21 protein-coding genes are annotated in these 23,591 nt (G+C 39.2%); 2 read left to right on the top strand and 19 right to left on the bottom strand.

Annotated features, from left to right (window positions below):
- Positions 1 to 32: 32 nt before the first annotated feature.
- From rsmB to gmk, 7 genes are all read right to left on the bottom strand, one after another.
- The gene (rsmB, locus tag AC3RV6_RS04650) at positions 33 to 1,394 is read right to left on the bottom strand and encodes a 16S rRNA (cytosine(967)-C(5))-methyltransferase RsmB (protein WP_489748292.1); all 1,362 of its coding nucleotides are present in this window, start codon (positions 1,392 to 1,394) and stop codon (positions 33 to 35) included.
- Positions 1,391 to 2,332 carry a methionyl-tRNA formyltransferase gene (gene fmt / locus AC3RV6_RS04645; protein ID WP_489748291.1) on the bottom strand — a complete coding sequence of 314 codons (942 nt, stop codon included), beginning with the start codon at positions 2,330 to 2,332 and terminating at the stop codon, positions 1,391 to 1,393. The genes rsmB and fmt overlap by 4 nt, the downstream gene beginning before the upstream one ends.
- The gene (gene def / locus AC3RV6_RS04640; RefSeq protein ID WP_489748290.1) at positions 2,329 to 2,835 is read right to left on the bottom strand and encodes a peptide deformylase; all 507 of its coding nucleotides are present in this window, start codon (positions 2,833 to 2,835) and stop codon (positions 2,329 to 2,331) included. The genes fmt and def overlap by 4 nt, the downstream gene beginning before the upstream one ends.
- A 22-nt stretch (positions 2,836 to 2,857) precedes the next feature.
- Complete coding sequence (gene priA, locus AC3RV6_RS04635) at positions 2,858 to 5,269, bottom strand: primosomal protein N' (RefSeq protein WP_489748289.1); 2,412 nt, start codon at positions 5,267 to 5,269, stop codon at positions 2,858 to 2,860.
- Complete coding sequence (coaBC, locus tag AC3RV6_RS04630) at positions 5,266 to 6,471, bottom strand: bifunctional phosphopantothenoylcysteine decarboxylase/phosphopantothenate--cysteine ligase CoaBC (protein ID WP_489748288.1); 1,206 nt, start codon at positions 6,469 to 6,471, stop codon at positions 5,266 to 5,268. The genes priA and coaBC overlap by 4 nt, the downstream gene beginning before the upstream one ends.
- A 125-nt stretch (positions 6,472 to 6,596) precedes the next feature.
- Positions 6,597 to 6,821 carry a DNA-directed RNA polymerase subunit omega gene (gene rpoZ, locus AC3RV6_RS04625; RefSeq protein WP_489748287.1) on the bottom strand — a complete coding sequence of 75 codons (225 nt, stop codon included), beginning with the start codon at positions 6,819 to 6,821 and terminating at the stop codon, positions 6,597 to 6,599.
- Positions 6,822 to 7,442: a guanylate kinase gene (gmk, locus tag AC3RV6_RS04620; protein WP_489748286.1), complete on the bottom strand. Its 621-nt coding sequence runs from the start codon at positions 7,440 to 7,442 to the stop codon at positions 6,822 to 6,824. It lies immediately after the preceding gene.
- A 130-nt stretch (positions 7,443 to 7,572) separates the two neighbouring features.
- Between gmk and AC3RV6_RS04615 the strand changes: the two genes are divergently transcribed.
- A complete protein-coding gene (locus AC3RV6_RS04615; protein WP_489748285.1) occupies positions 7,573 to 9,264 on the top strand; it encodes an Rqc2 family fibronectin-binding protein in 1,692 nt (563 codons plus the stop codon).
- A gap of 474 nt (positions 9,265 to 9,738) precedes the next feature.
- Here AC3RV6_RS04615 and AC3RV6_RS04610 read toward each other — a convergent pair whose 3' ends face one another.
- On the bottom strand, positions 9,739 to 9,975 hold the full coding sequence (locus tag AC3RV6_RS04610) for a DUF1450 domain-containing protein (protein WP_489748284.1): 237 nt from the start codon (positions 9,973 to 9,975) through the stop codon (positions 9,739 to 9,741).
- Position 9,976: 1 nt separating this feature from the next.
- Positions 9,977 to 10,945 carry a cupin domain-containing protein gene (locus AC3RV6_RS04605; protein ID WP_489748283.1) on the bottom strand — a complete coding sequence of 323 codons (969 nt, stop codon included), beginning with the start codon at positions 10,943 to 10,945 and terminating at the stop codon, positions 9,977 to 9,979.
- A 121-nt stretch (positions 10,946 to 11,066) separates the two neighbouring features.
- Between AC3RV6_RS04605 and AC3RV6_RS04600 the strand changes: the two genes are divergently transcribed.
- Positions 11,067 to 11,936: a LysR family transcriptional regulator gene (locus tag AC3RV6_RS04600; RefSeq protein WP_489748282.1), complete on the top strand. Its 870-nt coding sequence runs from the start codon at positions 11,067 to 11,069 to the stop codon at positions 11,934 to 11,936.
- Between the two features lie 162 nt (positions 11,937 to 12,098).
- On the opposite strand, the gene pyrE is transcribed toward AC3RV6_RS04600, so the two are convergent.
- The 10 genes from pyrE to pyrR form a co-directional block, all read right to left on the bottom strand.
- Complete coding sequence (gene pyrE, locus AC3RV6_RS04595) at positions 12,099 to 12,731, bottom strand: orotate phosphoribosyltransferase (protein WP_489748281.1); 633 nt, start codon at positions 12,729 to 12,731, stop codon at positions 12,099 to 12,101.
- Positions 12,732 to 13,442, bottom strand: coding sequence for an orotidine-5'-phosphate decarboxylase (gene pyrF, locus AC3RV6_RS04590; protein ID WP_489748280.1), 711 nt, complete (start codon positions 13,440 to 13,442; stop codon positions 12,732 to 12,734).
- On the bottom strand, positions 13,439 to 14,353 hold the full coding sequence (locus tag AC3RV6_RS04585; RefSeq protein ID WP_489748279.1) for a dihydroorotate dehydrogenase: 915 nt from the start codon (positions 14,351 to 14,353) through the stop codon (positions 13,439 to 13,441). The genes pyrF and AC3RV6_RS04585 overlap by 4 nt, the downstream gene beginning before the upstream one ends.
- The gene (locus AC3RV6_RS04580; protein WP_489748278.1) at positions 14,350 to 15,126 is read right to left on the bottom strand and encodes a dihydroorotate dehydrogenase electron transfer subunit; all 777 of its coding nucleotides are present in this window, start codon (positions 15,124 to 15,126) and stop codon (positions 14,350 to 14,352) included. Before AC3RV6_RS04580 ends, AC3RV6_RS04585 begins: the two co-directional genes overlap by 4 nt.
- Positions 15,123 to 18,320: a carbamoyl-phosphate synthase large subunit gene (carB, locus tag AC3RV6_RS04575; protein ID WP_489748277.1), complete on the bottom strand. Its 3,198-nt coding sequence runs from the start codon at positions 18,318 to 18,320 to the stop codon at positions 15,123 to 15,125. The genes AC3RV6_RS04580 and carB overlap by 4 nt, the downstream gene beginning before the upstream one ends.
- A complete protein-coding gene (locus AC3RV6_RS04570; RefSeq protein ID WP_489749188.1) occupies positions 18,313 to 19,416 on the bottom strand; it encodes a carbamoyl phosphate synthase small subunit in 1,104 nt (367 codons plus the stop codon). The genes carB and AC3RV6_RS04570 overlap by 8 nt, the downstream gene beginning before the upstream one ends.
- Positions 19,416 to 20,693 carry a dihydroorotase gene (gene pyrC, locus AC3RV6_RS04565; RefSeq protein ID WP_489748276.1) on the bottom strand — a complete coding sequence of 426 codons (1,278 nt, stop codon included), beginning with the start codon at positions 20,691 to 20,693 and terminating at the stop codon, positions 19,416 to 19,418. The genes AC3RV6_RS04570 and pyrC overlap by 1 nt, the downstream gene beginning before the upstream one ends.
- A gap of 1 nt (position 20,694) precedes the next feature.
- Complete coding sequence (locus AC3RV6_RS04560) at positions 20,695 to 21,573, bottom strand: aspartate carbamoyltransferase catalytic subunit (RefSeq protein WP_489748275.1); 879 nt, start codon at positions 21,571 to 21,573, stop codon at positions 20,695 to 20,697.
- Between the two features lie 65 nt (positions 21,574 to 21,638).
- The gene (locus AC3RV6_RS04555; RefSeq protein ID WP_489748274.1) at positions 21,639 to 22,925 is read right to left on the bottom strand and encodes a uracil-xanthine permease family protein; all 1,287 of its coding nucleotides are present in this window, start codon (positions 22,923 to 22,925) and stop codon (positions 21,639 to 21,641) included.
- 26 nt (positions 22,926 to 22,951) lie between these two features.
- Positions 22,952 to 23,491: a bifunctional pyr operon transcriptional regulator/uracil phosphoribosyltransferase PyrR gene (gene pyrR / locus AC3RV6_RS04550; protein ID WP_489749187.1), complete on the bottom strand. Its 540-nt coding sequence runs from the start codon at positions 23,489 to 23,491 to the stop codon at positions 22,952 to 22,954.
- Between the last annotated feature and the right edge of the window lie 100 nt (positions 23,492 to 23,591).

Genomic DNA, 23,591 nt, shown 5'->3' with positions numbered 1-23,591 from the left:
CTTTTCTGCAGCACAATATCCTACTTGCTTTTTTAAGCTTTCTTTCGCATTGCAGCAACGAAAAATCCATCGCCTCCGAAATGTTGCGGCAGTACTTGAGCCGTATGATCTGTAATCGCTAATTTTTTATTGTCCTCTAAATTCGGTAGTGGAATCAATTCCATATCCGTATGGCGTTCTAGAAAACGGTCGACCATGCCGCGATTTTCTGCATATTCAACAGTACATGTACTGTACACAATTACACCTTTAGGTTTAATCAATAACTGAGCTGTATCAAGAAGTTCAGTTTGAATTTTAATGAGACCTTTTAAATCCTCTTCAGTTTTAACATATTTTATTTCAGGTTTTCTTCTAATAACACCAAGACCACTACAAGGAGCATCAAGGAGAATACGGTCAAATGAAGATTCCCCATATTGGTCGACTAATTTTCTGCTGTCGCCACTTTTCGCGGTAATCGATGACAGGCCCAGTCGCTCCGCATTTGCTACAATTAGCGCAATCTTATGTTCATGAATATCATGTGCGAAAACTTCTCCATCATCATTCATCATTTCCGCAATATGCGTTGTTTTCCCACCAGGTGCAGCACACATATCCAGCACTTTCATCCCTGGTACTAGATCAAGCGCGTGGACAGGTAACATTGAACTTTCATCCTGAATTGTAATTAGCCCTTTTTTATAAGTTGCTGTTTGAGAGGGATTTCCAGATTCACTAATTAAACATTCTGGAACTACTTCTCCTTTTCTAACATTAAATCCTTCTGCCTGTAGTGCAGAAACAGCATCTTCTGGAGACATTTTCGCTGTATTTACTCTAAGTGAAATCGCAGCTGGATTGTTATTTTCATGTGCCATAATTGTCGCTTCTTCAGTACCATAAAGTTCAATCCATCTTGCTATTAACCACTCTGGATGGCTCGTTTCTATGGCAATTTTCGCGACACCTTCTTCAAGCTTGTCTAACGACCGGACACCTTCTCTAATAAATGAGCGTAAAATCCCATTTACAGTTGGTGCAATACCTTTATGTCCACGTCTCTTAGCTATTTTTACCGCTTCGTTAACGACTGCATGAGATGGAATTTTTGTTAAATAAACCATCTGATAGATAGACATTCGAAGTAATTCACGAACCCAACTATCAAGCTTCCCACGAACATATGGCTCTAAATAGTAGTCAAGTGTCATACGGTGTTGTAATGTTCCATATGTTAGCTCTGTTAATAGCCCTCTGTCTTTCGCTTCAATTTCATATTTCTCAATTGTTCTATGAAGCAAAAGATTACTATAAGCCTGATTTTCACCAATCTCTATTAAGATTGCGAGTGCTGCATCCCGTACGTTACCGTTCCATATTTTGCGATTCTTATTTGTGTTTTTGTTCATTCGAATTGATCCCCTTTATTCCATGCCGCTCCTATACCGCGGATAAATACTTCCGCTGTCATACGTTTTTTCCCGGCAGGCTGTATATCTGTAATTGCAATGGCAATGTGATCGCCAGTCTTCACGATGATACGATCTAGTTCAATATTAATGATTGTCCCAGGTTCTGCATTCGATGTTGTCTCGACTTTTTCACTCCACCAAACTTTAATGTTAGCCTCTTGAAAGACTGAATAGGCTACTGGCCAAGGGTGAAGCCCTCTAATTTTATCATAGATTGCTTTTCCGTCTTGCTTCCAGTCAATTCGTTCTGCCTCTCGTGATATATTGCGCGCAAATGTCACAAGTGATTCATCCTGGACAATTCGCTCATTTGTACCATTAACAATTGAAGGTAATGTTTCCTTTAATAAAGCTACACCAGCATCTGAGAGTGTTGTAAATAATGATCCTGTATCATCTGTATCTTTAATTGGCACAGTAACTTGCGAGATAATATCTCCCGCATCTAATTTTTCAACCATATACATAATTGTAACGCCTGTTTCTGTTTCACCATCCATAACAGCTTGATGAATCGGCGCACCGCCTCTATATTTTGGCAATAGAGAAGCATGTACATTTATACAACCAAGTTTTGGGGCAACAAGAAGTTCCTTTGGTAATAATTGACCAAAAGCAGCAGTTATAATTAAGTCCGCATTCAGGGCAATAATTTCTTTAAGTTCTACTGAACCTACCAATTTTTCTGGTTGAATTACTGGTAGTCCAAGTCTGAGTGCCTCCGCTTTTACTGGTGGCGGTGTTAACACACGCTTTCTTCCAACTGGTCTGTCCGGTTGCGTAACGACAGCCTTTATTTCATAACCATTCTCTTGAAGCATTGACAAAATGGGCACTGAAAAATCCGGTGTTCCCATGAAGACGATTGATGTCATGTATCTTCACCAACCTCTTCTAGCTCTTCCAACGCTTCTAATTCAGCTAAATCCACAATACGTATAATTTTCGAATCAAATAATATACCATTTAAATGATCAATTTCATGAAGAATAGCACGTGCTTCATAACCTTCTGCTTCAATTTCATATAATGATCCATCTCTTTCTTGCGCTTCTACTTTCACATAAAAAGGTCTTTCTACTTCTCCGTATAATCCTGGAAAACTAAGACAGCCTTCTATTTCAATTTCTGCTCCACCAATTGCAGTTACTACAGGATTTATTAACTCAATTACATCTAAGTCTTGGTCTACTTCAACAACTGCAACTTGCAGCCCTACACCAATTTGCGGCGCAGCTAACCCAACTCCATCTGCAGCTACCATAGTTTCATACATATCATCAAGCAAAGTTGCAAGCTCTTTATCAAACTTTACAACTTCCTTACATTTTTCAATTAATATAGGTGCAGGGTGTTTTACGATTTCTTTTATAGCCAACACAATTCCTCTTTTCCTTCTGTTAGTAAATCGATACAGGATCGATGTCTACAGTCATTGTTAGACCTGACTTAATCCAGCTTGTTCTATACATTTTTATAAGTTGTTGTAGCACTTCCGTTAACTTCGGTTCTTGTTTATATTTTATCAAACATTGGTAACGATATCTATTGTTGACGCGACTAATGGCTGCCGCAGTCGGACCAATAATCATTGTTTCTGTTGATAGCTTTTCCCTGAGAAAGCTTGTACCTTTTTCTGCATAGTCAGCTACCTTCAATAAATCTTCATGCGAAAACTGTATAAGTGTCACGAAATAAAAAGGCGGATAGCCAAATTGCCTTCTAGCAGCCATTTCAGTTTTGTAAAAAGGCTCATAATGCTGATCCTTAGCTAGCTCAATTGCATAATGCTCTGGAGAATAAGTCTGAATGAAAACCTCTCCAGGTAATTCATGCCTACCCGCACGTCCACTTACTTGTGTCATTAGTTGAAACGTTTTTTCTGCAGCCCGAAAATCAGCTAAATGTAATGTCGTGTCTGCAGCTAAAACACCGACAAGTGTAATGTTCGGGAAATCAAGTCCCTTTGCAATCATCTGCGTGCCAAGTAATATATCAGCTTTCCCCTCGCTAAACTGTTTTAGAAGTCGTTCATGAGAGCCTTTTTGCCTTGTCGTATCAACGTCCATACGAAGGACACGTGCTTCTGGAAATAAACTTGCGATTTCCTCTTGCACTTTTTGAGTACCCGTACCAAAAAAACGAATATGTTCACTGGCGCATTCCGGACAAACGAGGGGCACAATTTCATCATGTCCGCAGTAATGACATTTCAGCCGTTCGTGCGCACGGTGATACGTCAGCGAGATATCACAGTTAGGGCATTCTACAGTCGTACCGCAATCCCTACAAAGAACGAAGGAAGAAAAGCCACGACGATTGAGAAACAAAATAATTTGTTCCTTTAATTCCAATCTTTTTCGAATTGCATCCGCCAAATCAACCGAGAACATGGAACGATTTCCTGATTTCAATTCTTCACGCATATCGACAACATTTACTGTAGGAAGTTGCTGATTTCTTGCGCGTTGCATAAGTGTTAGTAATGTATAAACACCCTTTGATGCTCGTGCATAGGACTCTAGCGAAGGTGTTGCGCTGCCTAGTATTACTGGGCAACCATAATATTCAGATCGCTTAATGGCGACGTCTCTTGCATGATAGCGTGGGGTATCTTCTTGCTTATAGGTTGATTCATGTTCTTCATCAAGAATAATAATTCCAAGGTTTTGAAAAGGCGCAAATATCGCAGACCTTGCACCTACGACAACCTTCACTTCGCCGCGCTGAATTTTTCGCCATTCATCATACTTTTCTCCCACAGATAAGGCACTGTGCATAACCGCGACGAGTGATCCAAAACGGGCCTTAAATCTAGCGGTCATTTGTGGGGTTAATGAAATTTCAGGGACAAGCATGATTGCTTCTTTCCCAGTGGATAAAACTTCTTTTATCGAACGCAAGTAAATCTCTGTTTTACCACTTCCAGTGACACCGTGGAGAAGAAATGTTTCCGCTTTTTGCTTACTAAACGAAGTTGAAATTGCGGTTAACGCAACTGTTTGTTCGTCTGTTAAATTTTGAGGAATTGGCACATCTTTTAATTCCGATGCATCTGGCTCACGATATATTTCCAAGTATTCCTCGCTGGCCGCCCCTCGTTCGAGCAACGATTTTAATACAGCAGGTTGAATATTAGTCTTTCCAAATAAACTCTTTGCGCTAATCGTCTTACCTTCGTGTTCAATCATCCAGTTAATAAGCTCAATTTGCCTTTTTGCATTTTGACTTAATATAGCTTTAACCCGTTCAAGCTCAACGCCACCAGCAATATGAATCATTCGTTGCTTTTTCATAGCTGTCTTTTGCTGAACGGTTGTATCTACGGTAATAAAACCTTCTTTCACATATCTTTTCAGTTTAGAAAGAAGTCCCGCAGTTTCCGCTTCTTTCATCGCCACGCGTTTACGTCCAGCTAGAAAACATTTAAAATCTTCATCAGTGATTTTATCTAAATCATCGATTAGCATAAACTTTTCATACTTAGCCCTCATTGCAGCCGGTAACATGACTTGCAGTGCATCAATTTCGTAGGATAATGTATGGTTTGCCAACCATTTTGAAAGTCCAAGTAACTCTTCAGATATGACTGGATCTAGATCAATCAGTTCATCAATCGACTTTAATTTATCAACATCAAGTTCACTTTCACTTTTCAACAATGTCACATAACCAAGTACTTTTCTGGGCCCGAATGGTACCTTAACTCTTGCACCAGGTTCAATAGTTGAAATAATAGCCTTCGGAACAATATAATCAAACGGCCTATCTATTGGATAGGCCGCTACATCAACAATTACTTCAGCAATCATGAATACTGTCGATTCTCTTCAATAATAGCTTGCAGTAAAAGAAGTGCTAATTCTTTTTTTGACATGGCTGGATACAATTTGTTTGTTCCGTTTTTTGAAAGTAATGTAACCACATTCGTCTCACTTCCAAATCCACCATTTGGATCTGTTACATCGTTAATAATAATAAAATCTAAGTTTTTACTTTGAAGTTTTTTCATGCCATTTTGCAGCACATTTTCAGTTTCAGCTGCGAAACCAACAATTAACTGCTTCTCTTTTTTTTCACCAAGTGTCTTTAAAATATCCGTCGTTCTTTCAAGTTCAATGACAGAGTCCCCGTCCGACTTTTTAATTTTCTGTAGTTGTATTTTTGCTGGACGATAATCTGCTACAGCTGCTGATTTTATAACAATTGCCGCATCATCGTAAACTGCACTCACAGCTTCAAGCATTTCAGCTGCACTCTCAACATTTATTACATTTACGCCTTGTGGTTTCTCAAGTGACACAGGCCCTGAAATAAGCGTTGTATCAGCACCCAATTGAAACGCTGCTTCAGCCATCGCATAACCCATTTTCCCACTAGAAAAGTTTGATACATAACGAACTGGGTCGATCCGCTCTCGCGTTGGTCCAGCAGTAATAATCACTTTTTTTCCTTTAAGCGGTAGGTCATTTGATTCAAAATGTTCTCTTACAAGCCCAACAATTTTTTCTGGTTCCTCGAGGCGACCTTTACCTACATAGCCGCAAGCCAAAAATCCTTCTGATGGCTCAATAAATCGATAACCGTCATTATGTAGTGTAGCAATATTACGAACAACCGATTTATTTTCATACATATTCACATTCATAGCAGGTGCAATCCAAACTTCAGTTTTCGTTGCCAGAAGAACAGTAGTTACCATGTCATCTGCAATTCCATTTGCAACCTTGCCAATTACATTTGCTGTTGTAGGAGCTACAATGATTAAATCTGCCCAATCTGCTAAATCAATATGTGCGATTACTTGTGAATCTTTTTCATCAAAAGTATCAAAATATACATCATTATGCGACATTACTTGAAACGATAGAGGTGTGACGAACTTCATTGCTGAATCAGTCATAATAACTTTAACTTCCACTCCAGCTTGTGACAACTTACTAACAAGCGCTACAGCTTTATAGACCGCAATTCCACCCGTTACGCAGATGAGAACTTTTTTATTTAAAAGCACCGCTCTCTTCCTTTCTAAAATAACAAACTCCCAAAGAAAATCTCGTTTCTAAGGGAGTGCTACATAGTTACTATAATAGTGAGGTAAAAAATAAATTTATACGTATTTTATTACAATGGGTAGTATTAAACTTCGTCTTCGTAAATAATTGATTCATCAGAAATTGTTTTAGATAATACACCTGCAGCAATTTCTTCAAGTGCTTTCCCTACGTTCTTATTCGACTGATACTTTGTTAGTAACATATTACCTTCTTCTTGAATCTCACGAGCACGTTTTGAAGCAACTGTAACAAGAATGTATTTCGAGTTAATCTTTTCTTTTAATGAATCAACTGATGGATTTAACATTTAATATTCCCCTTCCAACATCTGGACATATCTTTTTTCTACACGGTCTCTACGACAATGCTCGGCAGTTACAATTGCATTTATGCGATCACATGCATTTTGAACCTCATCATTCTCTACAACATAGTCGTATAAATTCATCATTTCAAGTTCTTGACGTGCTTTCTTTGTTCTTGACTTAATCACTTCTAAAGTTTCAGTCCCTCTTCCGATGAGACGGTCTTCAAGTGAAGATAAGCTTGGTGGTGCAAGAAATATAAATAGACCATCAGGTGCTTTTTCGCGTACTTGTGCTGCACCCACGACTTCAATTTCTAAGAACACATCACGACCCGCATCAAGTGTTGCATTCACATAGTCTAATGGCGTCCCGTAATAATTCCCAACGTATTCTGCATACTCAAGTAACTTACCTTCTCCAATAAGTTTCTCAAATTCATCTCTCGACTTAAAGAAGTAATCAGCGCCGTCCACTTCGCCTTCTCTTGGACTTCTTGTCGTCATCGAGACCGAATATTCATAGTTCGTGTTCGGTTGTGTAAAAAGTTCTTTCCTTACCGTTCCTTTACCTACACCGGATGGCCCAGAAAGAACGATTAAAAGTCCACGTTTTTTGTACATCTGATCCCTCTTCTTGTCCATTTCACTTATTCAATAAGCGATTTTTATTCAAAACAACATGTTCATATTATACCATAAAAGAAGCTTAGAGTGCTAAAATGGAACAAAACGAAGTGAAAGAGGAATTATTATGGCATTTGACGGTTTATTCACAACGGCGATGGTTAAGGAACTACAAGTCTTAATTGGCGGACGTATTTCTAAAATTCATCAGCCTAATTCACAGGAGGTCGTGTTACTTATCCGCTCTGGCGGTAGCAATCACCGACTTCTTATTTCCATCCATCCATCCTATTCACGACTACAGCTTACAGACGAAGCAATTACAAATCCATCGGAGCCACCAATGTTTTGCATGGTACTACGCAAGCACCTAGAAGGTGGATTTATTACATCAATCAACCAACATGAAACTGACCGCATCATTTCAATAGATGTCCGCGCAAAGAATGAGCTTGGTGATGATATTTACAGGAAAATGTACATCGAAATAATGGGGAGACACAGCAACTTAATACTCGTTGATCCTGAGCGCCAGTTAATTATTGATAGTCAGAAACACTTGCCACCTTCAGTGAACAGTTATCGAACTGTATTACCAGGACAACCATACATTCCAGCACCTCCCCAAGATAAACTTGATCCGTTCAAAGTTACTGAAGAGCAGTTTTTAAAAATGTTACCTGAATTTGAAACTGGTCGGAGCTTTGTACAACTATTTTCAGGTTTTTCACCGATTAACGGAGAGGAACTTTTATTCCGTTTACAAAATGACAATGGCGACGATTCGTATAAAATATTCAAATCGTTTCTCTCGTCATTCAATGGTGAAGAAAGTCATCCAAATCTTTCTATTAAAGAAAAGAAGATGGTGTTTTCTGCTGCCTCCTTAACGCATGTTGATAAAACAATTGCTGAATTTAGCACAGTGAGTCAACTGCTTGATAAAGTGTATTTCGAGCGCGCAGAAAGAGAGCGCGTTAAATCCCAAGCCGCTGACCTTGAACGCTGGCTAGACAATGAAATCACAAAATTAGTAACGAAAACTAAAAAGCTTACGAAGGAAAGAGAATCAGCTGGGAAACTTGATACATTCCAATTGTACGGGGAATTACTCACCGCTAATAGTTATGCAATACAAAAAGGACAATTAGAAGCTGTCGTTGATAACTATTATGAACAAGGAACGATGATTACAATCCCTTTGGACCCAAGAAAAACGGCAATTGAAAACGCACAGAGGTTTTATTCACGTTATTCGAAAGCTAAAACAGCGCTTATTATGATTGCCGAACAACTTAAAAAAACTGCTGAGGATATCGAGTACTTCGAAATGCTCAAACAACAGGTGATGCAAGCCTCCCCTGAAGATATCGAAGAAATTCGGGAAGAATTAGCAGAGCTAGGTTTGATGAGGGCACGTAAATCTCGTAAGAAAAAGAGACCTAAGAAACCAAAACCAGAAACGTATACAGCTTCTTCCGGCATTCAAATCTCTGTAGGTAAAAACAATAAGCAAAATGATTATTTAACGTTTAAAGTTGCAGACCGCAATCATGTCTGGCTTCATACGAAGGATATCCCAGGTTCTCATGTTGTTATACATGACAATGCGCCTGATGAAGAAACGATTCTAGAAGCTGCGATGTTATCCGCCTATTTCAGTAAAGCGCGCGAATCATCATCGGTACCTGTTGATTATACTGATGTGAAGCATGTGAAAAAGCCTAATGGTTCAAAACCAGGTTTCGTTATTTATTTTGAACAGAAGACAGTGTTTGTTACACCAGATGAAGATACAGTAAGAAAGCTGCGTAAATAAAAAATGCTACTCCACTTCAACTTAATGTTGTGGGGTAGCATTTTTATTTTTATTTAAAAATTTTAACACAAAACATGTTCTTGACAAATGTTACCGAGTGCCGCAGGATTTCCGCTACAGGCGAACGCTTTCCGCGGGGCGAGCGCGGTGAGGCCACTGAAAAAGTCTGACTATCTGTAACGCCGTTGATTTCCGTTCCGAGCGGACGCTTTCCGCGGACACGTCTTCAATCTCCTCGTCGCGAAAAACACGCTCCTGTGGGGCTTTCAGATCGTGTTGTTTCCGCTGGAGTCGCCGCTCTGCACTTCAATCAACTAGAATGTCTATTAAAATTAGTTTTTCAGCGGCCTCTCGCTAATCCCGCCGGAGTCGTCGCCTTCCGCTCCAATCCAGAAAATGGTACGTAAAATTAGATAGATACTATTTCATTCTTACAATCAAGTACAAACCTTAGTGTTGAGCCAAAACAAATATCTAACCAGTTTCATCAATATGTTCAATTACTTTTTCCACCAATAGGTTAGCATTATCCGCTTCAATCGTATCAAGTTGTACACGACAATAAGGTTTTACCCTACATTGAAGACAACGCCGAAAGCAGTCTGTTTCATAGACATTGAGTAAATCAGCATAATCTGTTCGAAGTGTTTGAAAAGCTTTTCGTGATTCCTCTAAACGAAGATTTTTATTACAAAACTTAGCGGCTCGCATATTATTCTTCGTCGTAATGCGTGAACTGGATATCTAGTGTTCTTAAATACGTTTGCAGTCCAGCATCTTGGATTGGGATAATATAGGCAGGCTCATCAGAATTGTTGTGATGTGAGTGCCACAGTCCAGGCGGTGTAACGAACGCTGTACCTGTTACCCAGTCAATACGAAGTGGATCTATAATTGTACTTGTTGCAGGATCAATTTTATCCCCTACAAGTGTATATGTACCAGGTGCTGCATAAGCTACATAATCTAATGCAACTGATTTATGACTATGTGGCGCTTGGTTTGATCCAACTGGAACAATACCTAACATCGCCCATAATACATGTGTAACTGTTAACGTTTGGTCGAATTTCTTATTGTTCATTAGTATAGAAATACGATTTTTCAGATGTGCGTCAGGCGCATTCATTACTTCATCCAAATGCTGCTTAGCCATTTCAGCTGTGTATAATGTTGGACCAAAACGAGCCTCTGTCGCTTGAACGCCTAAATAATCTAACAGTGGCGTATCTAAAATGTAATAGATTGTCGTATCTTCAGTCGCTGCATGCATACTAACAGATCCAGCTGGTAATGTTAAAAAGTCGCCTTTTTTCCAATTAATCATTTCTCCGTTAACATCCGTACTACCTTTACCTGAAATAATATAATACAGTTCGCTTGTTGCATTTGGATTAGTTTGAATCGATTCTCCAGCATTAATGCGGATAAAGTTTGCTAAAAGTGAAGGACTTGTAGCTAGGAAGTCTGTTTTTAGTTCTTTACTTAGATCAAGTGGTACGATTCTTGTTGCGCCTGAATTGTATAATTCTGGACCAAATTCCTTTGTTGGAATCGCACTTATGATACCGCTTCCAATAGGATCCGCTGCATTTTCATATTCAAAAAATTGTGCGTCTTCTGTCCAATCTGCTGTTAGTTCTCCCACTGATAATTGACCTGCTTTTGCTTTTGTCACCATCTAAATCCCTCCAAATGTTTTATTATTCCAAGTTTAACTTGTTTTTCACCATTCGAGAAATATATAATAAGTATAACAATGATATGTTTATCGAATAGCAAAGATTTTGGAGATGATAAAAATGGAATTAAGACAGCTACAATACTTTATTGCAGTAGCAGAAGAATTAAACTTTAGCCGCGCAGCTGAGCGCATGCATATGACACAGCCTCCATTAAGTATACAAATTCAAAATTTAGAAAAAGAATTAGGTATTCTCTTATTTATTCGCAGTAATCGTAAAGTTGAATTAACGGAAGCTGGTAAATTATTTTATCGTGATGTCCTAAAAACAATGGATTTTCTAGACCATTCAGTTGAAAATGCAAGACGTGTACATCTAGGTGAACTTGGACATCTGCGTGTTGGATTTGTTGGCTCGGCTACTTATGATATTCTTCCTGAAGTTTTAAGGGAATTCCGAAGTCTCTATCCAGATATAAAAGTCCATTTATCGGAGTTATCCACAAATGCACAACTAGATGCACTAAGACAAAACATTATTGACGTAGGAGTATTAAGACCACCTGTACTTGACGATTCATTATGTACGGAAATCGTTTCCATTTCACGATGTATGCTTGCAGTCCCTAAACAACATCCATTACTCCAACTAGATATAGTGACGTTAGCTGATTTAAAACCTTACCCATTTATTTTATTGTCTCCGAAAACTTGGCCAGGTTTATATCATGAGATTTTGGGATTATGTAACCCTATTATTCAACAGGAAGCACTAGAGTTTCAAACAGTAATTGGTTTAGTCGCGGCTGGTATGGGTGTCGCAATTGTTCCTAAATCTGCGATGAATCTCCATACAAAGGAAGTTGTTTATATTGATTTATTACAACAGTTACCGCTGACTTCAATGGGAATAACTTACCGCAGTAATGACCAATCGCAACTTGTAAAAACCTTTTGTGATATAGCCCAGAACGGAATTACTAAGTGATTTCAAAAACTGTTTGGCAGTAAAGTGCAACTCTCTACTATTGCTAGAGGTCGTAGAACTAAAGCTATTTCTCGATTTGTACTGATCCCCCCACAGTAGTTATAGAACTAAAAAACGAGGTATTCGACGATAAACACGTCAAATACCTCGATAATTTATTATTTATCTCTTCAATAAGCCTGCTTTTAACTTACCGTGCCAGTCAAGTAAATCAGTGATTGACTCACTATTAATTTTCTTATCCTCAATTGACGCTTCGATTAATGCACCAAAATTCGTCAAACTTTTATAAGTCAAATCTGCAGACGCGAAAGAATCATCTGCGCTCTTTAATTCGTATGTAAAAATAGAAACCACACCAGTTACTTGTACACCTTCATCGCGAATCGCTTTAGCCGCATTTAAACTACTTCCACCAGTTGATATTAAGTCTTCAATAATAATTGCCTTGTCATTTTCAAGAAAACGACCTTCTATTTGACGACTTCTACCATGCCCTTTAGCAGTCGAACGAATATATACCATTGGTAGGCCTAAAATATCTGCAATCCAAGCAGCATGTGGAATACCAGCTGTTGCTGTTCCTGCAATGACTGTCGTTTCAGGATAATTTTCTCGAATAATTTGTGCTAAACCTTCAGCAATTTTTTTACGACCAACTGGATCCGACATTGTTAAACGGTTATCGCAATAAATAGGTGATTCAATTCCAGATGCCCAAATGAATGGTTCAGTTGGATTTAATTCAACCGCCCCAACGTTCAATAATATTTTTGCAATCTCTATTTTATTCATTTATTTTCTTCCTTCCCACTGTGAAGTGACTGTTTCGTATGCATTGCGCGGATCTTTCGCGCCAGTTATCGCTCTTCCAACGACAATATGTGTCGATCCTGCTAGACGTGCTTCATGTGGTGTCGCAATTCGTTTTTGATCATGGACATTACCATCTACAAGTCGTATACCTGGTGTTACTTTAAAAAATTCTTTCCCACAAACATCAGTAATTACCGGTGCCTCATGAACTGAACATACAACACCGTTTAAGCCAGCAGATTTTGACAACTCTGCATAATGTAAAACCGATTGTTGCAGTGTTGCTTCAATAAGCTGTTCTTTTCGTACTTGTTGCTCATCTGTTGATGTCAATTGTGTAACACCTATTATTGATGGGCGCTTACGTCCTGCAGGTGTTCCTTTATCAAGCCCCTCAAGTGCAGCTTCCATCATCACTTTACCACCAGCAGCATGAACATTTACAAGGTCTGCTCCAACGCCAGCAAGAACTTCCATCGCTGATTTAACCGTATTTGGTATATCATGAAGTTTTAAATCAAGAAATACATCATACCCCTGTTCTTTTAAGCGTGCAATAATTTTTGGTCCTTCTTGATAATACAACTGCATACCAACTTTGACATTTATATCACCTTCAAATGCTTCTAAAAATTTAAAAGCTTCTGTAGCTGAATGAAAATCGAGTGCAATTATCGGTGATGTCTTCATAGTCGATGACTCCTTCCAATTAGTTCAGATATATGGTTTATGCCAAGTTCGTCCAGTTTAGCAGGTAATTCTTTAATGATCGTTGGACAAATAAAAGGATTTACAAAGTTTGCTGTTCCAACGGCGACTGCACTTGCGCCGACTGACATAAAATCAATGACATCTTGAACATCAGTTACGCCGCCCATACCTATAATTGGGATACTAACTACTTGACTGACTTCATAGACCATCTTAATAGCTACTGGTTTAATCGCAGGCCCAGATAAGCCCCCTGTTTTATTGGCGATGATAGGTTTCCCAGTTTTAGCATCTATACGCATACCAAGCAGTGTATTAATCATTGTAATCCCGTCTGCTCCGCCTTCTTCAACAGCCCTTGCAACAACCTTTATATCAGTTACATTAGGTGAGAGCTTAACATAGACCGGAACTTTGGAAACAGCTTTTACCGCTTGTGTTAGTTCTTTGGCAAGTATTGGATCCGTCCCAAATGTAATCCCGCCCTCTTTGACGTTAGGACATGAAATATTTAACTCAATCGCTTTGACATTCGGTGCAGTTGAAATCATCTTGGCAACTTCCACATAGTCATCAGTTTTAGTACCTGCTACATTCGCAATGATTGGTACGTCAAACTTTTCTAACCATGGTAGTTCATTAGCCATTACACTTTCAAGACCTGGATTTTGAAGGCCAATTGCATTTAGTAAACCTGAAGAAGTTTCTGCAAGTCGCGGTGTTGGATTTCCAAATCTCGTTTCAAACGTCGTCGATTTAATCATAATTGCACCTAAAAGTGATAAATCATACATATTACCGTACTCTTTACCAAAACCAAAACAACCTGATGCTGGCATAATTGGATTTCTTAACTGTAAGCCTGGTAAATCTATAGAAAGTCTATTCATATCGACACCACTCCTGCTGGAAAGACGGGGCCATCAGAACAAACTTTAATGTACGCATCGGCATTTCCTTCTGTTGTTTTACATACGCACGCGAAACATGCGCCAATCCCACAGCCCATACGTTGTTCGAATGATAAAAATCCTTTTTTCTTACCGTACATTTTTTGAACAGCATCCAACATCGGCATCGGACCACAACTATAATATGTTGCGAAGTCATTACCAAGCTTCTCCATTACAGTCGTGACGAACCCAGCTGTCCCAACAGTGCCGTCTACCGTTACTATATGTGTTTCACCAAGTGTTTTAAATTCTTCTTCGTAAAAGACGACATTCTCTGATTGAAAGCCTAATACATGTATGCAAGTAACGCCTTTAGCAGTTAGCTGTTTAGATAATTCATAAAGAGGTGGTACACCAATGCCACCGCCTACGAGAACTGCAGTTTCACCCGACTTTGTCTCTTCAACCGGAAAACCATTACCAAGTGGACCAAGTACGTCAACTTCATCGCCTTCGCGTTTCTTAGAAAGTGCAATTGTACCATTACCTTCTGCACGATATAAAATCGTCATCACGTTCTTTTCTTCATTTATAGATGCGATTGAAATCGGTCTTCTCAGTAACATATCGTAAGAATCACTTACACGCATATGAACAAACTGGCCAGGGGAAGTAATTTCCCCGACAAGCTTACCCGTTAACTTCATTTCAAAGATATTATGCGCAATTGCTCTTTGTGACGTAATGGTCATTTTGTCTTGAATAATCATGAACGCACACCTTGACCCGTCATTACTTCCGCTTGAAAAGTCATTGATTCGATAACACGTAGTGTTGCTTCAGCTGTATCAATTGATGTAAAGCAAGGGACGCCATTTTCCACTGATTCACGGCGGATTCTAAAGCCGTCGCGTTCAGGTTCCTTACCCTTCGTCAATGTGTTGATGATCAATTGAGCTTCTCCATTTCGGATAACATCTAAAATAGTTGGCCCACTAGTACCTATTTTTTCTACTACTTCCACGAGAATTCCTGCGTCACTAAATGCTTTTGCAGTTCCACTTGTCGCAAGTACGCGGTAACCGATATTTCTAAACCTTCTAGCGATACCAACCATTTCTTCCTTATCTTTATCCGAAACAGTCATTAATACAGTACCGAACTCTTTAATTTCTACGCCAGAAGCTACAAGCCCTTTATACAATGCTTTTTCTAAAGTTACATCTTTCCCCATAACTTCTCCTGTAGATTTCATTTCAGGTCCAAGTGTCGTATCCACGCGGCCCAATTTTTCAAATGAAAACACCGGTACTTTAACATAGACACCTTCTGGCGCCTCAGCGAGTCCAACTGGATAACCTTGCTCTATAATAGATGTGCCAAGAATTGCTTTTGTCGCTACGTTGGCCATTGGAATATTCGTGATTTTACTAAGGAAGGGTACTGTTCTGCTCGAGCGAGGATTAACCTCAATCACGTACACTTCATCCTTTGAAATAACATATTGAATATTGAGTAGCCCTATAATATTTAATCCCAATGCAAGACGCGTCGTATAATCCGTGAGTGTCTTAATATGTTCGGCTGACAAATTTTGCGGTGGGAATACTGCGATTGAATCACCAGAGTGAACGCCGGCTCTTTCAATATGCTCCATAATTCCTGGGATTAGTACATTTTCACCATCACATATTGCATCGATTTCAATTTCAGTTCCTGTTAAATATCTATCAATTAAAACTGGGTGCTCTGGACTAGCATCAACTGCGTTTTTCATATAATAGATAAGTTCTTCCTCTTGATAAACGATTTCCATTGCACGTCCACCAAGAACGTATGAAGGTCGAACTAATACCGGATAACCAATCTCAGTTGCAATCTCAACTGCTTCTGGTACAGAAATTGCTGTTTTACCAAGTGGTTGTGGAATATTAATTTCACGAAGTGCTTTCTCGAACTTATTACGATTTTCCGCACGATCGATATCTTCAAGCGATGTTCCTAATATCTTAACACCATGCGATTCTAGCCCGGCTGCAAGATTAATCGCAGTCTGTCCACCGAATTGAACAATAACGCCCTCAGGTTGTTCAAGCTCTACGATATGCATCACATCTTCTACCGTTAGTGGCTCGAAGTACAGCTTGTCTGAAATCGAGAAGTCCGTTGATACAGTTTCAGGGTTGTTATTAATGATGATAGCCTCATAACCAGCCTCTTGAATCGCCCACACTGAATGAACTGTCGCATAGTCAAATTCAACACCTTGACCGATACGAATAGGACCTGATCCTAATACGATAACACTTTTCTTATCTGTTCTAACAGATTCATTTTCATCTTCATACGTGCCGTAAAAATAAGGTGTGTCAGATTCAAATTCTCCTGCACATGTATCCACTTTTTTGTAAACAGGTATAATCCCTTGTTCCTTACGGTAATCATAAACCGCTCGCTCGTTTGACGCCCATAATTGTGCGATTGTTATATCCGCGAAACCCATGCGCTTCGCTTGGCGTAATACAACTCTATCAAAAGGATTGTCTTTAATATTTTGTTCGAAGTGGACAATCTTTTCAAACTTACGTAAGAAGAAGATGTCAATCATGCTCCACTCATTAAGTGTTTCAACCGTTACACCTCTGTTGATTGCTTCGCCAATAAAGAAGAGACGTTCGTCACCTGCACGTCGAATTCGCTTCTCAATCCATTCATCAGACATTGTTGAGCCTTTTTTCAATGAAATATTAGAATAGCCTAGTTCTAGTGATCGAATTGCCTTCATTATAGACTCTTCGAATGTACGGCCAATTGCCATTACTTCTCCTGTTGCTTTCATTTGCGTCCCAAGATTTCGTTTAGCTGATTCGAATTTATCAAATGGCCAGCGTGGAATTTTCGTAACGATGTAATCAAGTGCAGGCTCAAAGCAAGCATAAGTAGTTCCGGTAACGGGATTCTTCATTTCATCAAGCGTCATACCGACTGCAATTTTGGCTGCAAGTTTCGCAATTGGATAGCCAGTTGCTTTCGATGCAAGCGCCGATGAACGGCTTACACGCGGATTAACTTCGATAATATAGTAATTAAATGAATGCGGATCAAGAGCTAATTGGACATTACATCCACCTTCGATTCCGAGTGCACGAATAATTTTAAGTGACACATTACGAAGCATTTGATTTTCACGGTCCGTCATTGTTTGACAAGGTGCAACAACGATAGAGTCACCTGTATGAATGCCGACTGCATCGACATTTTCCATATTACAAACAACAATTGCATTATCTGCAGAGTCGCGCATTACTTCATATTCAATTTCTTTAAATCCAGCGATTGATTTTTCAAGTAGGCATTGCTTTACTGGACTTGATTTTAAACCGTTGGCAACAATCTCAATAAGTTGTTTTTCATTTTCACAAATACCGCCGCCTGTTCCACCAAGTGTAAATGCTGGTCGAACAATAACTGGATATCCGATTCTGTTCACAAATGTATATGCTTCTTCAATATTGTGGATTATATCGCTCTCTGGTACGGGTTCACCAAGTTCATTCATCAAAGTTCTAAACAAATCACGATCTTCCGCTTGATGGATCGCATTTAGTTTTGTTCCAAGAATTTCAATATTCAACTCTGCTAAAATACCTGACTCCTCAAGTTCAATCGCCATATTTAATCCGGTTTGTCCACCAAGAGTCGCAAGTAGTGCATCTGGTCTTTCCTTGCGAATAATACGACTAACAAATTCAAGTGTAATTGGTTCAATATAAACTTTGTCAGCGATTTCTGTATCAGTCATAATTGTTGCTGGATTTGAATTTATTAAGATGACGCGGTAACCTTCTTCTTTTAATGAAAGACATCCTTGTGTGCCGGCGTAATCAAATTCTGCTGCTTGTCCAATGACAATAGGTCCTGAACCTATAACTAAAATCGTCTCTATATCTGTTCTTTTAGGCATGATTAGATTGCTCCTTTTCACTATGTTTTTTCATTAAATCTGTAAAGCGGTCAAATAAATGAGTGGAATCTTCTGGTCCAGGTGAAGCTTCTGGATAAAACTGCACAGAGAACGCTGGATAAGTAGTACTTCTTAATCCCGCTATAGAATCATCGTTAATTGCTGTATGTGTAATTTCAAGATTGGTACCTGCTAATGACGACTTATCCACAGCATAACCGTGATTTTGAGCTGTCAATTCCGTGCGTCCTGTCGTTAAGTCTTTTACTGGATGATTACCACCGCGGTGACCAACTTTTAACTTCGTAACATGAGCACCACTTGCAAGGGCAAACAGTTGATGACCTAAGCCGATACCAAAAATTGGTGCGAAGCCAACTAATTCTTTTATTACTTCAACTGCGCCATCCACATTTTCAGGATTTCCAGGGCCATTCGTTAAAAGAATACCATCCGGGTTCAATGCTTTAATGTCGTCTGCTGACGTATTATAAGGAACAACAACGATATCTGCATCACGATTGTTCAATTGGCGTAATATACCAAGCTTCATACCATAATCAATAACAACAACTCGCTCACCGTTGCCAGGACTCGGATACGGTCGCTTCGTTGAAACTTGTGCAACGAGATCAGTAGGTAGCGTAGATGAGTTAACTAAAGCAACTTTTTCTTCGATGTTTACTTCTTCACCTACTGCAGTTAATATCCCTTTAAGAGAACCTTTTTCACGAAGTAAACGCGTAAGTTTACGTGTATCTATTCCTTCAATACCTGGGATTCCTTTTAGTGTTAAGAAATCTCCAAGTGACATATTACTTCTAAAGTTTGATGGTTCATCAGCAAGCTCACGAACGACAAGTCCATTCATAGTAGGTTCAATTGATTCAAAATCGTCACGGTTAATTCCATAATTTCCGATTAGTGGATAAGTCATTACGATAATTGAACCACAACTTGAAGGATTAGAAATCGCTTCCTGATAACCAGTCATTCCAGTCGTGAAAACTGTTTCACCAATTGATGCTTCGTCTGAGCCAAATGCATTTCCTTCAAAAGTTGTTCCGTCTTCTAATATGAGCATTCTCGTTTTAATCATTTTTCTACCTCCCAGACAATTTTCCCACCATAAATTGTTTTTACCGGCCAACCTGTGCATTTCCAACCATCAAACGGCGTGTTCTTCCCCATTGAAACGAATGTTTCTCTATCAATTTCATGTTCTTTGTTTAAATCTATTAAAACTAAATCAGCAGCTTTACCGACTTCAATCGTGCCATAAGGTAATCCAAACACTTCTGCTGGTTTTTTCGTCATCCAATCAATTAATTGCTGTAAAGTCCATAAACCAGTTTTCACAAAGTTTGTATAGAGTAGAGGAAAGGCCGTTTCGAACCCTGTAATACCAAATGGTGCAGTTTTCATACCTACAGCTTTTTCGTCTGCCGTATGTGGTGCATGATCCGTTGCAATGATATCTAGCGTGCCGTCCATTAAACCTTCGCGAAGTGCTTGAAGATCATCTGCTCCTCGAAGTGGTGGATTCATTTTCCAATCGGCATTATCCCCCGGAATATCATTTTCTGAAAGTAGAAGATGATGTGGACTAACTTCAGCAGTGACATGAATGCCAGCCTTTTTCGCATCTCTTATCACACGTACAGACTCTTTTGTGCTGACGTGGCATACATGATAATGTGCACCTGCTGCTTCTGCTAACAATATGTCACGTGCAATATGCACTGATTCAGCAATTGAGGGAATTCCAGGAAGTCCAAGTTCTTTATTACGTTTTCCTTCATGAAGCGCACCGCCGTAAATCAATGTATTATCTTCGCAATGAGCAACAATTGCCATACCGATTTTAGCCGCGTCTTGCATTGCTTCATACATCATGCCAGCTGATTGAACTCCGACCCCATCATCAGTAAAAGCGAAGGCACCGTGTTCTTTTAATTCTGCCAAGTTCGTACGTTCTTTACCGGCTTCGCGAATCGTAATAGAAGCATAAGGAAGGACACGAATGAGTGCATTATCTTCAATTAATCTATTAACATGTGATAACGTTTCTATCGTATCAGGAACAGGTCGCGTGTTCGGCATTGGACAAATTGTCGTGTAACCACCCTTTGCTGCTGCATAAGTCCCACTAGCAATCGTTTCTTTATGTTCCCCGCCTGGTTCACGTAAATGTACATGCACGTCAACAAATCCTGGTGATAGAAAGAGTCCAGTACCATCAATTAATTCTGAAGTATCTGCATCAAGTTGGCTACCAATTTCCGCAATTTTCTCCCCAGTAATGCGAACATCCCGAGTGATAATTACCCCATTTTCATCTAACAACTGAATCCCTTGAATTAGTTTTCCCATCTTAATTCCTCCCTTTCAAAATTGCTTCTAGTACTGCCATTCTTACATAAACACCATTTTCCATTTGTTTAAAAATTCTTGAGTTCGGACTTTCGATTAGTACATCCGCAATTTCAACGCCGCGGTTAAACGGTGCTGGGTGCATAATAATTGCATTGTCTTTCATTTTTCTTGCCCGATCTACTGTTAATCCAAATTCTGCATGATAACTTTCTTTGGTATATGTACTTGTACCATCATGTCTTTCATGTTGTATACGGAGGAGCATAATTACATCACTTTGTAATAGCTCTTCATTCCACTCATGAACCGCTGCAAACTCTCCTGCCCAATCCGCTGGACATAGAAAGGTAACATTTGCACCAAGTCTAGTAAGCGCGTCAGCATTCGACCTTGCGACTCGACTATGATCTATATCACCCGCAATGACTATATTCAAACCTTTGAATGAACCAAACTCTTGCCGAATTGTAAATAAATCCAAAAGTGATTGAGTAGGATGTTGACCAGATCCATCTCCACCATTAATAATAGACACACTTGTTTTTCCAATAAGTTCTTTATAATATCCGACATCGGGATGCCTAATAACGAGTGCATCAAGGCCAATCGCTTCAAGTGTTTTAACTGTATCATAAAGCGTTTCGCCCTTTACGGCACTTGAATGAGATGAGTCGAACGGAACAACATCTAGACCTAATTTCCGCTCTGCTACTTCAAAACTCGTTTTTGTCCTAGTACTTGGCTCATAGAATAAATTGCTTACTGTGTATTTCCCAGGTAATTCACGCGCTCCGTATTTATAAAAGCTTTGAGCACGATCAAGAAGTGCTACGATTTCTAATTCAGTTAATTGCTGCATCGTTACTAAATCGTTCACTTGAATTCCCCTTTCAAATTAACAAATTATATCTATCACTTTCTACCTTATATCTTTATGTCAATTTATTCCGTTTCATCCGTTAATTGTTCTTCAGCTTTTCCTGGAAGTAGTAGATTTAGTAATACCCCTACAATTGCAGCTAACGCCATACCACCAATTTCAAACGTGTCACTGAACTTTATTGTCGCGCCACCAATTCCGACGACCAAGATAACTGATGCTATAACAAGGTTGCGTTGATTGCCAAAGTCTACTTTGTGATCGATGAGCATCCTAAGACCAGATGAAGCGATAATCCCAAACAACAGGATTGAGATACCACCTAACACTGCACCAGGTATTGTCGCAATGAGTGCCATGACTTTACCCATAAATGAGAAAACGATTGCGAATACGGCAGCACCCATAATTACATACACACTATATACACGTGTGATAGCAAGTACACCAATATTTTCACCGTAAGTCGTTTTCGGTGGGCCTCCGATTAATCCACTGATTAGTGTTCCAAGTCCATCTCCTAACAATGAGCGATGAAGTCCGGGTTCTTTTATGTAGTCTCTTTCAACAATTCTTCCTAAAACGAGTTGATGTCCAATATGTTCTGATATTGTAACGATTGCAATAGGTACCATTATTAGAAGCAGTGTTGGCGTAATAACAAAGTCGTAATCGATACCAGGTATAAGCATTTTAGGTATTTCAAACACTTTTGCTTCTGCAACTGCACTAAAGTCTATAATTTTAATAAATGCTGAGTAGATATATCCGATAGTGATGCCGATTAATATTGGCATTAAACTAATAATTCCTTTGAAAAACATTAAGCAAATAATGGCTGAAGCCAAAGTAACGAGTGCGGCTGAAAAATGAAGTAAATTATATACATCATCATCGCCAACTTTTATCGTGCTCGCCATATTTACTGCAATTGGCGCAATGGCTAAACCGATAACCATAATAACTGGACCTACGACGATTGGCGGTAATAGTTTCATAATCCATTTATACCCTGTTTTCCAAATGATGAGCGACACAATCGCATAAACGAGCGCAACGAACATACTTCCTATCATTGCACTACCAACGCCACCAGTCTTAGTTGCTACTGTAATTGGTAAAATAAAAGCAAATGAAGATCCAAGGTATGCAGGAACTTGTCCACGTGTTACGACAATAAAGATGATTGTTGCTATCCCACTTGTTAGTAAAGCAATTGCTGGACTTAAGCCAACAAGTTGAGGTACGAGAATCGTTGCACCAAACATTGCAAACATATGCTGTAAACTTAGCGTTAGCCATTTACCTGGAGTAGGCTTCTCATGTACGTCTAATACTTTATCGCTCATTTAATGATCCTCCTGAATGACTAATTTTATTTCGTATGAATCGAAACGATATCTTGACCGTCTGTTTCAAGAACATTGACGACAACTTTTTCTCCGCTTGAAGTCGGGATGTTTTTCCCTACAAAGTCTGGCCGTATTGGAAGTTCACGATGACCTCTATCAACAAGAACTGCTAATTGAATTTGAGCAGGTCTTCCTAAATCCATAACAGCGTCCATTGCGGCTCTTACAGTTCTACCTGTATACAAAACATCATCAACTAAAATTACTTTAGACTCTCTAACATCATGTGCTATATCTACTTGGTGTACACGGGGCTCGGTATGATCTGCCTTTCTTAACAAGTCGTCCCGATATAATGTAATATCAAGTTCTCCTGTTCGAATTTCTTTACCTTCGATTATTGCAATCTTTTTAGCGAGCCTCTTGGCTAGAAAAGCCCCTCGTGTTTTAATACCTACTAAAATACAATCTTCAATCCCTTTATTACGTTCAATGATTTCATGAGCAATCCTCGTTAATACACGATCAATTGCTTGTTCATCAAGTATGCTTACTTTTTCCACCAATCAAATCTCCTCCTTTTCTCTGTATTTGCAGTCTGTAAAAGTTGAGTGAAGGTTTTTTTCCATTAAAAAAACCCTCCTGCCATAATGGCGGGAGGGT

The sequence above is a fragment of the Sporosarcina sp. So3-204 genome (genome assembly GCF_058068165.1).
Note: the sequence above shows the minus strand (reverse complement) of the source record. Positions and strands in the feature narration are given on the sequence as shown.